The organism is Stenotrophomonas sp. YJH_SMC_73 (genome assembly GCF_059370155.1).
Genome location: NZ_JCAFTJ010000003.1, coordinates 238,874 through 251,441, shown reverse-complemented (window position 1 = coordinate 251,441; position 12,568 = coordinate 238,874). Strand labels below are relative to the sequence as shown.

The 12,568-nt window shown below is 67.8% G+C and carries 12 protein-coding genes; 7 read left to right on the top strand and 5 right to left on the bottom strand.

Translation table 11 applies throughout. The annotated features are described in order from the left end of the window. The first annotated feature begins 57 nt into the window (after nt 1-57). On the top strand, nt 58-594 hold the full coding sequence (locus AC5P8R_RS06475) for a carboxymuconolactone decarboxylase family protein (protein WP_014647309.1): 537 nt from the start codon (nt 58-60) through the stop codon (nt 592-594). A gap of 39 nt (nt 595-633) precedes the next feature. Here the strand turns inward: AC5P8R_RS06475 and fdhD are convergent, their stop codons facing one another. Next, the gene (fdhD, locus tag AC5P8R_RS06470) at nt 634-1,482 is read right to left on the bottom strand and encodes a formate dehydrogenase accessory sulfurtransferase FdhD (protein WP_014647308.1); all 849 of its coding nucleotides are present in this window, start codon (nt 1,480-1,482) and stop codon (nt 634-636) included. Between the two features lie 244 nt (nt 1,483-1,726). Here fdhD and AC5P8R_RS06465 point away from each other — a divergent pair, with 244 nt between their 5' ends. The 3 genes from AC5P8R_RS06465 (at nt 1,727) to AC5P8R_RS06455 (ending at nt 5,033) form a co-directional block, all read left to right on the top strand. Continuing rightward, nucleotides 1,727-4,012, top strand: coding sequence for an FdhF/YdeP family oxidoreductase (locus tag AC5P8R_RS06465; RefSeq protein WP_180834605.1), 2,286 nt, complete (start codon nt 1,727-1,729; stop codon nt 4,010-4,012). 23 nt (nt 4,013-4,035) lie between these two features. After that, a complete protein-coding gene (locus AC5P8R_RS06460) occupies nt 4,036-4,377 on the top strand; it encodes a hypothetical protein (protein WP_046430909.1) in 342 nt (113 codons plus the stop codon). A gap of 116 nt (nt 4,378-4,493) precedes the next feature. Beyond that, nucleotides 4,494-5,033, top strand: coding sequence for a DUF411 domain-containing protein (locus AC5P8R_RS06455; RefSeq protein WP_014647305.1), 540 nt, complete (start codon nt 4,494-4,496; stop codon nt 5,031-5,033). 116 nt (nt 5,034-5,149) lie between these two features. Here AC5P8R_RS06455 and blaL1 read toward each other — a convergent pair whose 3' ends face one another. Then, the gene (blaL1, locus tag AC5P8R_RS06450) at nt 5,150-6,019 is read right to left on the bottom strand and encodes a L1 family subclass B3 metallo-beta-lactamase (protein WP_495223124.1); all 870 of its coding nucleotides are present in this window, start codon (nt 6,017-6,019) and stop codon (nt 5,150-5,152) included. Between the two features lie 203 nt (nt 6,020-6,222). Here blaL1 and AC5P8R_RS06445 point away from each other — a divergent pair, with 203 nt between their 5' ends. Together AC5P8R_RS06445 and AC5P8R_RS06440 are read left to right on the top strand one after the other, a co-directional pair. Then, on the top strand, nt 6,223-6,489 hold the full coding sequence (locus AC5P8R_RS06445; RefSeq protein WP_014647303.1) for a hypothetical protein: 267 nt from the start codon (nt 6,223-6,225) through the stop codon (nt 6,487-6,489). Between the two features lie 9 nt (nt 6,490-6,498). Next, on the top strand, nt 6,499-7,677 hold the full coding sequence (locus AC5P8R_RS06440) for a low temperature requirement protein A (protein WP_164232916.1): 1,179 nt from the start codon (nt 6,499-6,501) through the stop codon (nt 7,675-7,677). On the opposite strand, the gene AC5P8R_RS06435 is transcribed toward AC5P8R_RS06440, so the two are convergent. From AC5P8R_RS06435 to AC5P8R_RS06425, 3 genes are read right to left on the bottom strand one after another with little or no spacing between them, the layout of a single operon-like run. After that, the gene (locus AC5P8R_RS06435; RefSeq protein ID WP_495223123.1) at nt 7,674-9,095 is read right to left on the bottom strand and encodes a coiled-coil domain-containing protein; all 1,422 of its coding nucleotides are present in this window, start codon (nt 9,093-9,095) and stop codon (nt 7,674-7,676) included. The two genes, AC5P8R_RS06440 and AC5P8R_RS06435, sit on opposite strands and share 4 nt — an antisense overlap. 16 nt (nt 9,096-9,111) lie before the next feature. Further along, on the bottom strand, nt 9,112-10,599 hold the full coding sequence (locus AC5P8R_RS06430; RefSeq protein WP_014647300.1) for a DUF6384 family protein: 1,488 nt from the start codon (nt 10,597-10,599) through the stop codon (nt 9,112-9,114). Nucleotides 10,600-10,612: 13 nt separating this feature from the next. After that, nucleotides 10,613-11,809, bottom strand: a complete 1,197-nt coding sequence (locus tag AC5P8R_RS06425) for a hypothetical protein (protein WP_046430850.1) — start codon at nt 11,807-11,809, stop codon at nt 10,613-10,615. A 302-nt stretch (nt 11,810-12,111) separates the two neighbouring features. On the opposite strand from AC5P8R_RS06425, the gene AC5P8R_RS06420 reads away from it, so the two are divergent. Further along, nucleotides 12,112-12,546 carry an EamA family transporter gene (locus tag AC5P8R_RS06420; RefSeq protein WP_014647298.1) on the top strand — a complete coding sequence of 145 codons (435 nt, stop codon included), beginning with the start codon at nt 12,112-12,114 and terminating at the stop codon, nt 12,544-12,546. Nucleotides 12,547-12,568: the final 22 nt, after the last annotated feature.

Sequence of the window (12,568 nt, the reverse complement as noted above, 5' to 3'; positions counted from 1 at the left end):
GTCTACCTAGGATGAGCGGGTCGTCCAATCCCGGGCGCTTTCCCAAGGAGATCCACCATGTCCCGTGTCCCCCTGATCGATGCCGCCAACACCACCGCCGACCGCCAGGCCCTGCTGGGCCAGGTCCACGCCGCCTTCGGCGCCACCCCGGCCATGTTCCGCGCCGTGGCCAACTCGCCGGCTGCCCTGCAGAGCATGTGGGGTTCGTTCGGCGCGCTGGGCGGCGGTCGCCTGTCGCCGCTGCTGGGCGAGCAGATCGCCGTGGCCATCGCCAACCGCAACGCCTGCGCGTACTGCTTGGCCGCGCACACGGCATTGGGCCGCAAGGCCGGCGCCAGCGGTGAGCAGATGGCTGCCGCGCAGATCGGCCAGTCCAGCGACCCGGCCACTGCGGCGGCGCTCGACTTCGCGTTGAAGGTGGTCGAGCAGCGTGCGCAGATCGCCGACGGCGACGTGCAGGCGCTGCGCGCGGCCGGCTTCGATGATGAGCAGGTCGTCGAGATCCTCGCGCATGTGGCGCTCAACCTGTTCACCAACTACGTCAACGTGGCGTTCGACGTGCCGGTGGACTTCCCGAAGGTCGCGCTGCGCTGAGGCGTACCGGGCCGGGGGACGCAGTGCTCCCGGCCATCCTCAGCGGGCGTGGCCGTCGTGCGCCTGCAGCCGCTCTGGATGCGTATACACATTGAACCCGCTTTCCCGCGCGAACCCGACCAGGCACAGGCCGGCGCTGCGGGCCAGATCGATCGCCAGCGCGGTCGGCGCGGACACTGCCGCCAGCACGCTGGCGCCGGCGCGCACTGCCTTGCTCACCATCTCGTAGCTGGCCCGGCTGGAAATCACCAGCAGGCCGCCTTCGATGGCGTGTTCGTTGTGGTGCAGGGCGCCGATCAGCTTGTCCAGTGCATTGTGGCGGCCGACGTCCTCGCGTACCCAGCCGATGCGCCCACTGGCGTCGGCCCAGGCCGCGGCATGGATCGAGCCGCTTGCCGCATTCATCGGCTGGTGCTGCGCCAGGCTGGCCAACGCCCGCTGCAGGGCGGTGGCGGAATAGCTGCGGCGTTCGCGGATCTGCGGCAGTGGGCGCAGCACTTCTTCCAGCTGGCGCGTGCCGCACAGGCCACAGCCACCACGGCCGGGCAGCAGGCGTCCCTTGTCGGGGTCGAGGTTTGCGCCGGGCGCAGCCTCGTCCACGGTCATCTGCAGCTCGATGCCTTCCAGCTGTGGGTGGATATCGATCGACAGCAGCTGCGAGGGCGCGCTGATCAGGCCTTCGCTGAGCGAAAATCCGAGTGCGAAGTCCTCCAGATCACAGGGTGTGGCCATCATCACGGCAAAGGCGGCATCGTTGTAGCGCAGCGCCATCGGCACTTCCTCGGCCACCACGTCGACCTGCTGCTGTTGCGTGCCGCCGCGCCAGCGCTGCAACGGGCGTTGGGCAGTGCCGGCAGGCGGGGTGTGCGGCGGGATCGAATCAGGCATGCAGCGCGTCCGGACAAGGGAGAAACGCGGGCGGGCCACCGCCTGCGGTTTCGAGGATAGCGCAGTGGTCGCGCGCAGACGCGGCTGTAACCGTTGCCATGGCAGGTTGTGCTGAAATCAGCCTGTGCCCTCTGGCGAAGCGCCGTGGGCCGTGCTTGACTGTGCGGCTGGTCGTGCCACTGAATGCACCTCCGGGCCGCGTTGTGCCGTTCGTTGTTGCGTTCCTTCCGCCAGGTTCCCGAACATGTCCGAGCAGAAACCGCCGCGTTACAAGCCCTACAACCAGCCCGCCGGAGGCTGGGGTGCCGCCGGCGCCACGGCCAAGGTGCTGCTGCAGCAGAGTGTGATCGGCAAGGGATCGAAGGCATTGCTGGCGATGAACCAGCCCGGTGGCTTCAAGTGCCCCAGCTGCGCGTTCCCCGATGCCGACGAACGCAAGAAGCTGGAGTTCTGCGAGAACGGCGCGAAGGCACTGGCCTGGGAAGCCACCCAGTTCCGCGCCGGCCGCGAACTGTTCGCCCGGTACACCGTGACCGAGCTGATGGCGCAGACCGACTACTGGCTGGAGATGCAGGGCCGGCTGACCGAGCCGATGCGCTACGACGCAGCCACCGACCACTACGTGCCGTGCAGCTGGGACGATGCCTTCGCGCTGATCGGCCGCCACCTGCAGGCGCTGGACAGCCCGCACCAGGCCGAGTTCTACACCTCCGGCCGCACGCCCAATGAAGCCGCGTTCCTGTATTCGATCTTCGTGCGCGAGTTCGGCACCAATAATTTCCCGGACTGCTCGAACATGTGCCACGAGCCGACCAGCCGTGGCCTGCCGCCGGCCATCGGGGTGGGCAAGGGCACCATCGTGCTGCAGGATTTCGAGCATGCCGAGGCGATCTTCGTGATCGGCCAGAACACCGGTACCAATTCACCGCGGATGATGAGCAACCTGGTCGAGGCGCGTAAACGCGGCATCCCGATCGTGGCGGTCAATCCGATGCCCGAGCGTGCGCTGATCCGCTTCGCCGAGCCGCAGGACGTGGTGCAGATGGCCACGTTCGGTTCGACCGAGATCACCAGCGAGTTCGTGCATATCCGCATCGGCGGCGACCTGGCCCTGATCAAGGGCATGATGAAGGTGATGTTCGAGCGTGAGGCACAGGGCGAGCGCGTGCTCGACCATGATTTCCTGTCGGAACACACGGTGGGCCTGGAGGCGCTGCGCGAAGACGTGATGGCGCAGGACTGGGACCAGATCGTGCAGGTGTCCGGCATTTCGCAGGCGCAGATCCGCCGATGCGCGGAGATCTACATCCGCTCCAAGGCCACCGTGATCTGCTACGGCATGGGGCTGACCCAGCACCAGTATGGCTCGCGCCTGCTGCAGCAGGTCGCCAACCTGCTGTTGCTGCGTGGCAACTTCGGCAAGCCCGGCGCCGGCATCGGACCGATCCGTGGGCATTCCAATGTGCAGGGCGACCGCACCGTCGGCATCGACGAGAAGCCCAAGCCGGCCTATCTGGACCGCGTGCAGCAGGTGTTCGGTTTCGACCCGCCGCGTGAGCACGGCCATCACGTGGTCGAATCCATCGAGGCGATGCTGGACGGCAGCGCCAAGGTGTTCATCGGCCTGGGTGGCAACTTCATCCATGCCGTGCCCGATACGCCGCGTGCGTATGAGGCGATGCGCGGCCTGGAGCTCACCGTGGGCATCGCCACCAAGCTCAACCGCGGGCACCTGGTCCATGGCCGCGATGCACTGATCCTGCCGGTGGTGGCGCGCTCGGAACGCATCGTTACGCCGGCCGGCGAGCAGTTCGTCACCGTCGAAGACGCGATGTCGAATGTAACCGCGTCGCGCGGGGTACTGGAGCCGGTCAGTGCCGAGGTGTTGCCCGAGGTCGAGATCGTCTGCCGGATGGCACTGGCCACGCTGCCGGACAGCAGGGTTGACTGGGCCGGCTGCATGCACGACTACGCGCCCATCCGCGAGCTGATTTCCGCGGTGTATCCGGAGATCTACACCGGCTTCAACGAGCGCATCCAGCAGCCACACGGTTTCCATCTGGACATTCCGCCGCGCCGCCGGGTGTGGCCCACGCCCAATGGCAAGGCCAACATCCTGGTGATGCCCGGCCTGGACGTGGACGATCCGGTGCACGATCCAGACATGTTGCGGTTGGCCACCGTGCGCTCGCATGATCAGTACAACACCACCATCTACAGCTACAACGATCGCTATCGCGGCGTGTACAACGATCGCATGGTGCTGTTCATGAATATCGAGGACCGGCTGGCGCGCGGGCTGGAGAAGGAAGCGCTGGTCAGCCTGGAGACGATCAGCGGCGATGGCGTGCAGCGCCGCATCGAGGGCCTGACGGTGCTGGACTACCCGATGCCGCGCGGCGCGCTGGCCGGTTACTACCCGGAACTGAACCCGTTGCTGCCGCTGGACTACTACGACCGGATCAGCGGCACACCCGCAGCGAAGTCGATCCCGGTGCGGATGCGGGCGATGGCGGCGGCGATTGCGTGACGCGCATCGGCTATCATCGCCGGGTGAACCTGCCTGGCCTGCTGCTGCGATGGATGCTGCTCGTCGCCCTGGTGCTGAATGCACCGGCGCTGGCGCTTGGCTCGTCTTCGTACGGCGGGTCGGCCAACCAGGATCACTGCGCTGCACCGCACGCGGCTGCGCTGGCGGCAGCCGGCTGCTGCGATGATGCGGCCCGGGCGGCCTGCCAGAGCGGTGAGTGCGAATGCCCGCCAGCCTGCCTTGGCATGCTGGCCACGTTGAGTGGAACGCCCGCCTCGCCGTGGCGTGAGGCGCCTGTAGCTGCCCGTTCCCAGCAACGCGCATCGCCGCCGATGCCGGACCCGTTGCGTCCCCCCATCGTGTGATGTCCTGCAGGCGCTCAAGCGCCTGCCATGACTGTTCGGCTCTTTCTCGCCTCTGCCTGCGCCTTCGATGCGCGGGCGGCGGGCCGCGTTGCCCGCCTCAGCAAAGGAATCACTCAATGAACCGTTCTCTCTCCCTCGGCCTGCTGCTGGGCACCGTGCTGGCCACCACCGCCTGTGCACGTGCCGCCGAAGAATCCGCCGCCGCACCGGTCGCCAGCAAGGCTCCGGTGGCACCGATCCAGGCCAGCCCGGCCAAGGTCGATCCGGCCCTGCCGGTGGCCATCGTGCACAAGACCGCCAGCTGTGGCTGTTGCGGTATCTGGGTCGACCATCTGAAGGCCGCGGGCTTCCAGGTGGACGTGCGCGATACCGATGACATGAATCCGATCAAGGTCCGCCTGGGCGTGCCGGTCGGCAAGGCCTCCTGCCATACCGCCGAGATCGGCGGTTATGTGGTCGAAGGCCACATCCCGGCCGAGGACATCAAGCGCCTGCTGGCCGAACGCCCGGCCGCACGCGGGCTGGTGCTGCCCGGCATGCCGGCCGGTTCGCCGGGCATGGAAATGCCGGATGGTTACGTGCAGTCGTACACCGTCGAGCTGGTGCGGACCGACGGCAGCACCGAGCCGTTTGCCCAGCACGGGCAGGGTGGCTGATGGAAGGCGGGTGCCGGTCGTCCTGACCGGCACCTTTCGAGGCGTCTTGTGTAGGGCTGAGCCTATGCTCGGCTGTGTTTGGCCGGCAAGCCGAGCATGGGCTCGGCTCTACAGGATCAGCGTGCCGTGGCTGTTTCCTTGGCCAGCTGTGCGTCGAACTTCTTCTCGGCCGCATCCGCGTAGGCCTTGCAGGTCAGGGCGTTGGCTCCGGCCTCTGCACCCGCGGCATAGTTCCAGTTGCTGGCGCCCGGATGCGGCGTCAGCAGCAGGTCGCAGGGCAGGGCGCGCACCGTAGCGAAGCTGCGCCGGTAGTCCTCGACCAGGCGGGGATAACGGGCGTTGCCCTGCAGCTGGTAGCCCGGCGCACTCAGGCTGTCGGCGTAGGCGATGCGCACCGGTTGGCCATCGCGGGTATCGGTCCAGGTCCAGGCGGTGCTGCCTGGGGTGTGCCCCGGCATGAAGTGCGCGGTGAACGCGATGCCGCCTACAGTGACCCCTTCGCCATCCATGATGATGCGGTCGGCGCTGGCCGGCGGAAAGGTGATGCTGTCGCCAAAGTGCAGATCGTTGCTGCCGCCGCGCGCCAGCAGCACCGCCGATTCGGCGTTGGCCGCTACGCTGGCGCCGGTACGGCGCTTCAGTTCCGCCACTGGCCCGGCATGGTCGGCGTGTGCGTGGCTGAGCAGGATCAGCCGTAGATCCTGTGCTGCCACCCCGCGTGCCTTCATGTTGTCCAGCAGGTGACCGGCCACCTGCGGCATGCCGCCGTCGAGCAGTACCGCACCGTCGGCGGTCTGCACCAGCAGCGCGGTCAGGTTCTCGGTGCCGATCTGCCAGGTGTGGTCGGCAATCTGCAGCGGTGCCATCGGCTGCAGCCACGAGGCGTCCACGGTGTAGGCCTGCAGCTGCGGCAGCGGTGCGTCGGCGGCAGTCACATCAAAGGCAAGTGTGGCAGTCAGGGCAAGGGTCGTCAGGCAAAGGCGCATGGCGGAGAGGTGTCTGGGCAGGGTCGGATGAAACTAGCACGCGGGCGGGGCGGACCGTTTCGCGAATAATTCATGGCTGCAATAAGGTGCGCCGCAGCCTGCCCAGGGATTGTTCGCTGGCCATGGATTGTGAATCCACCTCCACGGGCTGGAGCGCAGAATCGGCCGGGGCTAGCCTGCTACCAGGCTCAAGGAGGTGGACCATGCACGTGCTCATGGTGATGCTGGGTGGCGTACTGCTGCTGGGGGTATTCGTGCTGTTTGGCCATCTCTGGAGCACGGGCACCTCGCAGCTGCCCACGGCGCTGATCGCCTTCATCGCCACCTGGCTGCTGGTGGCCGTGGCCAACATGTGGGTAGGGGTCAGCAAGGCCGGCTACGCGGTACGCGAGGAGCTGCCGATCCTGTTGCTGGTGTTCGCCGTGCCGGCGCTGCTGGCCGGTTTCCTGTACTGGCGCCTGGCGCGCTGAAGGAGTTCCATGAGTACCCGACTGCGCCTGCCCGCGCTGCGCCACCGCGATGGCCATCATGCCCGCGTGACCTACGAAGAACTGTTCTTCGACCTGGTCTACGTGTTCGCGGTCACCCAGCTCAGCCACCATCTGCTGCACCATATGGACCTGGCCGGCGTGCTGCAGACCCTGGTGCTGTGGTTCGCGGTCTGGCTCGGCTGGCAGTACGCGTGCTGGGTCAGCAACTGGTTCGACCCGGAGGCGCCGCGCATCCGGGGCCTGATGTTCGCCACCATGCTGCTGGCGTTGTTGATGTCCTCGTCCATTCCCGAGGCGTTCGCCGATCGTGCGTGGATCTTCGCCGGGGCGTACGCCACGATGCAGGTCGGACGCACCGCGTTCGTGCTGCTGGAAGTCGGCCGCAACCATACGTTGGCGCCGAACTTCCGCCGCATGCTGGCCTGGGTCAGCGTGTCGGCCTGCTTCTGGCTGGCCGGCGCGGCGGCCGAGGGCCACCTGCGGCTGGCACTGTGGGCGATGGCGGCGGCCTGCGAATACATCTCGCCGATGTTCGGCTTCGCGTTCCCGGGCATGGGCCGGTCGCACACCCGCGACTGGACCATCGAGGGCGGTCACCTGGCCGAACGCTGCCAGCTGTTCGTCATCGTCGCACTGGGCGAGACGTTGCTGGCCACCGGGGGCGTGCTAAGCGACGTCGAGCACTGGAGCCTGCAGGTGATCTCGGCGGTGCTGGCCACCTTCGCTGGCACGATTGCCATGTGGTGGCTGTACTTCGGCATCTCCAGCCGCGATGCCACAGAGGCCATCACCCACGCCGAAGACCCGGGCCGGATGGGCGCCAATTTCCATTACGTGCATGCCCTGCTGATCGCCGGCATCATCGCCACCGCGGTGGGCAACGATCTGGTCATGGACCATCCGGCGGCGGCCGTCACCACGGTGTACGCCACGGTGATGGTGGCGGGCCCGCTGATCTATCTGCTGGGCAGTGCCCTGTACAAGCACGTGGTCTATGGGCGCGCGCCGCGCTCGCACCTGCTGGGCGCCGCCGCACTACTGATGCTGGGCCTGGTGTTGCCCTGGATGCACCTGCTGGCCGCCGGATGGCTGACCAGCCTGGTGCTGCTGGGCGTGGGGTTGCTGGATGCGCGGCTGAAGCGGCGCACCCGGCCGTTGCCGGGCTAGAACCCGCCGCCGGTCTTGAAGTCACCGCCGCCGCTGATACCACCGCCGCTGTGGAAGCTGCTGCCGCTGGAACTGGAGCTGGAGCTGGAGCTCGAACTGGAGCTCGAACCCGAGCCGGAACTGCTGGAACCGCCCGAAAGCAGGTCGAACAGGCCGCCAGAGGAGCGGGTGGTGCTTCGGCTACTGGTGGTGCTGAAGAAGGATGCGGCGACGGTGGCCGGCGCGGCGGCCCGGTAGCTCGGCGCCTCGTAGGCCTGGCGCTCGATGTCTGCTGCCGCCTGGTAGCTCCTCCGCGCCGCCTGCAGGCTGTCCAGGCGCTTTTTCAGCACGGCCATTTCGCGGGTGTGCTCGCCTACCATCCCATCGATCTCGCCCAGGCGCAGGCGACTGCGATGGATGTGCTCGAGCACGGCATCGTCCTCGCCGGAGGCGGTGGCGGCCACGCGCCGGTACAGGTCGTCCATGCTCTTGGCCGACAGCGTGCGCGCCAGCGCGGTGAGCAAGGCGCTGCCTTCGGCATCGGTCCAACTGCGGAAGCCGTCGATCTGTGCCTGCTTGGCATCCACGGTCTGACGATGCAGCTGCTCGGCCAGCAGCGCCTGCGCTACTGCGCCCTGTGCCGTCTGCAGCTGCTGGCGCAGCGGGTCGCCACCGGCGCGGGCGAGGGCGGCATCGCGGGCCTGCTGTACCGGTTGGCGGGCCGCCTCCACGTCGTCGCGGGCGCGTCGGGCATGTTCCTGCAGATAGGGCGGAAGCTCGACCAGCGTGGCGTACTCGCGACGGGCACGGTCAAAGCCGCACAGTTCGGCCAGCCAGCCGTCGACGGTGCGCACCAGTGGCCAGCCGCGGTAGGCCGTGCTGCCGTAGCTGCGCCGGTGCAGGTACATGAAGATCGGGTCGGCCTGATAGGCGCCGGCCTTGGCGTCATGCTCCGATTGGGCAGAGGAAGCCATGCGCTCGACCGTGTCGGCACGCGCCACGGCCAGCTGCAGGTCGTCCTGCAGCGCCCTGTAGGTAGGTTCCGCTTCCAGCGTGGTGTCCACCTGGTCCTGCAGGGCCTGCCAGCGTCCGCCGGCGGCGTCGCGTGCGGCAACGGCCTCCTGCGACCGCTGCTGCAACGACTGCTCGATGTCCAGCAGCGCCTGCAGTTCGTCGTCCAGCACCGCCGCTTTGCGGTCACGGCGCTGCAGATCGGCGCTGGACTGCTGCAGCAGGTCCCGAGCCAGCATCGGCGGCGCATCGTTTGCGGCCTCGGCCTGCAGGCGCGCCAGGGCGTTGAAGTCGTCGCGGACCCGCCCGTGCAGCGCTTCCTGTTCCTTGATCAGCTCCCGGCACTGGTCGCCACGCGCGGCCAGTTGTGCCTGCACCTGGCCGATATCGGTTTCGACATCGGCAATCGCGTCGTTCAGGTCTCTCATGTCAGTTCCTTACCCATCACCATTGGGTGATGTAGCCACCGGTGGCGGGCATGCGGAACCGCGGCGACAGGCTGCCGCGCGGCTTGCTGCCGATCTGGTCGTCTTCGATGATGCCGTTGTCCTGCTTGTCGGCGGCAACCCGGTTGTAGGTGGCCTCGGGCACGCGTACGGCAAACACCGAGACCCGTTCCTCCTTGCCGGTTTCCTCGTTGCGGATCGGCAGTTCGGCAGCATTGCCGGCCTCGTCCAGCGCTTCGGTCACCAGATAGTAGTTGCGGCCACCATTGGCCTTCTCGTTGTAGCGCCAGACGCCGGTGCGTTCATCGTCACGGTTGACGATGCGGTAGACCAGGGTCTGCGACAGCAGCCCCACCAGCTGGCTGACCTCGTCCAAGGCCGGCCCGGCTTCGGCCAGCGTCTCGACCCGGATCAGGCGGGCGGCCTGCTCCAGCGCACGTTCGAAGCGCTTGCGGTCTTCGCCGGCGACACCGGTGGCGAGGCCGTCGGCCTTGAGCTGGGCCAACCGCTCGTTGAGCGCGGCCAGCGTGGCGGCGCTGCCGATCAGCTCCTTCAGGGTCGCTACCGCCTGGCCGGCCGCGGCGATGTCGCCCGCGCGCAGTGCCACGTCGCCGCCGGTGTAGGCGCGTGCGCGCGCCTGCTCTGCATCCGGCGCGAGGCGTGCCGCCTTTGCAGCGGCGTTGGTGGTATCCAGCAGCTCGCTGGCCTCGATCGCCTGGCCGAGGATGTTCACCCGCTCGGTCAGCGGCGGCAGGGTTTCCCTGGCATTCGCCAGCAGCTGCGCGGCGGCCTGCCGATGCTGCTCAACCTGCGCGGCGGCCTGCTCGCCGGTGGCACTGCCACCACTGCTGAGCCGGGTGAGCTTGTCCTTGCGCACCAGGGTCGGCTGTGCGGCCAGTGCGGCGGGAACCCCGGCGAAGCGCCGCTGTGCTTCGGCCAGCGCGGCCTGTGCGCCTTCGGCCAGTGGCTGCAGGCGCCCACCGCTGGCCGTGGCACGTGGCAGCAGCCCCTGCAGGGCCTGTTCCTGTGCCGCCAGCAGGGCGCGCGCTGCAGCAGCCTCCTGTTGCTGCGCGGCCACCTTGTCGTTCAGCACCTGCACGTTCTTCTGCACGTTGCTCTCGTGCACGAACGCTCCGAAGCTGCGTGCCATGACCAGCAGCATGCCGAGCACCAGCAGCAGGAAGGCCGCCAGCAGCGCCCACTTCAACAGGCGGGCCCGATCGATCCAGCGCCGCGCCAGCCACGCCTTCCAGCCACGCGGCGCGGTGTAGAGGTAGCGCTGGTCGCGCTGGGCCTGGATGCCGGCCTCGAGGATCTCGTCGGAGACCTCGATGCCCTGCGAGCGGTACAGCTCAAGCAGGCGCTGCTTCAGCGTCGCCTTGTCGTGGCCGCTGTCGGCCAGCGCCTTCATTTCGGCGTTGCGGTAGCGCAGCTGGTCGACCACATCCATGGTCAGCAGCGCAGCCTGCAGCTCGGCAGGGGCCATCGTCGCACTCACCTCAGCGCGACTCCGGGCTCGGCGGCGCCTGCAGCAGGGCGGCGAAGCGCTGCTTGCCCTGTTCGACATACTCGGCGATCTCGGCCGAGTCGCGGGTCGCCTGGCCGCGCAGCTGCTCGATCTCCCGCAGCGAGGTCTCCTGGAAGCGCACCACCGCATCGACCAGCTTGCGCACCGAATCGACGCCGATGGTGGCGCCGTAGCCGGCCTTCAGGCCCTCGTGCAGCACGTCATCGCCAATGTTGGCCACCGCTTCCAGGCCCTTGGAGGTGCCCTCGGTCATCGCATTGAGCGCCTGCGTGGACTCATGCAGGCCCATCTGCGTGGTGAAGGCCAGGTTCAAGGCGGTGAAGCTGGTTTCATTGGTGGAGAAGAACACCACCGAGCGCTCGTTGACGCGGCGCTTGATCTCGTGCGACTGGTGCACGCGCAGCATGATCGCCTCGGAGGTGGCGTAGTTCACCTGCAGGTTCTCGGCCAGGTCCTTGGCCAGCTGGTAGCGCGACTCCTCGGCCTGGTTGTTGCGCAGGGCCTCGTCGCGGGCCATGACCAGGCGGCCGGTGTCGGCGGCATCGGCGGCCGGATCGGCCGACTCCACGCGCTGCTGCGCCTGCTTCAGCGCCTCGCGGGCATCGGCCAGCGCCTGCTCCTGCAGCTTCAAGAGCTCATGGGCCTGGATCTCGGCATCCTTGATCGACAGGCGGAAGTCGCCGTACATCTCCAGCACGCGCGACTCGCGCTGCAGCTGCTCGGCCGAATCGCGGCTGACTTCCAGGAATGTGCGGCGGATCTTCTCGAACCGGCTCGGGATGTCGCCGCGGGTGACCTTCATCCACAGGTTCTGCAGGCGCTCGCCCATGTCGATCCTGCCGTCGCGCACCTGCTCGACCATGGTGCTGGCATCGTCACGGATGCTGTCGAAGGCGCGGATGATCTCGGTATAGCGGTCGGACACCTTGGCCGAGCTGATTTCATCACGCATCACGGCATTGAAATGCCCGGACTGCTGCAGCACGCGGGCAATGGCCACCACGCGGCCCTGGTCAAGGGTGGACAGCTGCGAGACCAGCGCGATGGCCGGTGCGTTGTTGTCCTGGGGAGCGGCCAGGCCCAGGCTGCGCAGCGTGGCCATGGCGCGGTCGAGGTACTTGATCGGCGCGGTAGCGGCCGGCGTGGCAAGGAGGGTGTTCTCGGACATTTCGACGGCTCCGGTCAGGGCAGGCAATGAGGAACCTGCCGCGCGGAACGGGCAGGTTGCTGCGAAACGAAGGGGAAGGGGAGCGGCAGCCGTGCGGCGCACGACAGGCGGGCCCGGTCAAGGGCCGACGGCCCGGTATGGGCGAGGGTGGTGTCCTGTTCAAGCATGGCGCATTCCCTGCAGATCGCCCCCCTGGCGATTCCGTCCCATTGTAGCGGCGGTGATGGGCAGGTGAAGCCCCACCGATGGCAGGGTGGAGTAGCGTTGGCGCACGCTCATCGGTTGCGGCAAGCGAGGGCTTCGTGCAGAACGTACCGCAATGGTTGCTCTGGTCGGGACTGTCCGCCGTGTTCGCAGCGCTGACTGCGCTGTTCGCCAAGGTCGGCGTCAAGGGTGTCGACCCGGACCTGGCCATGGCCATCCGTACCCTGGTGGTGGCGGCGGTGATCCTGCCGCTGGTGATGGTCACCGGCAAATGGTCCAATCCATTGCTGCTGCCGGGGCGGACCCAGCTGTTCCTGGTGCTGTCGGCGCTGGCCACCGGTGCGTCGTGGCTGTTCTACTTCCGCGCACTACAGAGCGGTGAGCTGGCCAAGGTGGCCGTGGTGGACAAGTTCAGCGTGGTGCTGGCGATCGTGCTGGCCTATCTTCTGCTGGGCGAGCGGCCCAGCCTGCGGGAGTGGAGCGGCATCGGCCTGGTGCTGGCCGGGGTGATCGTGCTGGCCACGAAGAAGTAGCAGCGTTGAACCGACCAGAGGG

Coding starts and splice junctions, on each gene's coding strand:
- AC5P8R_RS06445 (WP_014647303.1), top strand. CDS start 6,223: ATGCACGTGCTCATGGTGATGCTGGGTGGCGTACTGCTGCTGGGGGTA.
- AC5P8R_RS06440 (WP_164232916.1), top strand. CDS start 6,499: ATGAGTACCCGACTGCGCCTGCCCGCGCTGCGCCACCGCGATGGCCAT.
- AC5P8R_RS06475 (WP_014647309.1), top strand. CDS start 58: ATGTCCCGTGTCCCCCTGATCGATGCCGCCAACACCACCGCCGACCGC.
- AC5P8R_RS06430 (WP_014647300.1), bottom strand. CDS start 10,599: ATGGCCCCTGCCGAGCTGCAGGCTGCGCTGCTGACCATGGATGTGGTC.
- blaL1 (WP_495223124.1), bottom strand. CDS start 6,019: ATGCGCCTTTGCCTGACGACCCTTGCCCTGACTGCCACACTTGCCTTT.
- fdhD (WP_014647308.1), bottom strand. CDS start 1,482: ATGCCTGATTCGATCCCGCCGCACACCCCGCCTGCCGGCACTGCCCAA.
- AC5P8R_RS06455 (WP_014647305.1), top strand. CDS start 4,494: ATGAACCGTTCTCTCTCCCTCGGCCTGCTGCTGGGCACCGTGCTGGCC.
- AC5P8R_RS06425 (WP_046430850.1), bottom strand. CDS start 11,809: ATGTCCGAGAACACCCTCCTTGCCACGCCGGCCGCTACCGCGCCGATC.
- AC5P8R_RS06435 (WP_495223123.1), bottom strand. CDS start 9,095: ATGAGAGACCTGAACGACGCGATTGCCGATGTCGAAACCGATATCGGC.
- AC5P8R_RS06465 (WP_180834605.1), top strand. CDS start 1,727: ATGTCCGAGCAGAAACCGCCGCGTTACAAGCCCTACAACCAGCCCGCC.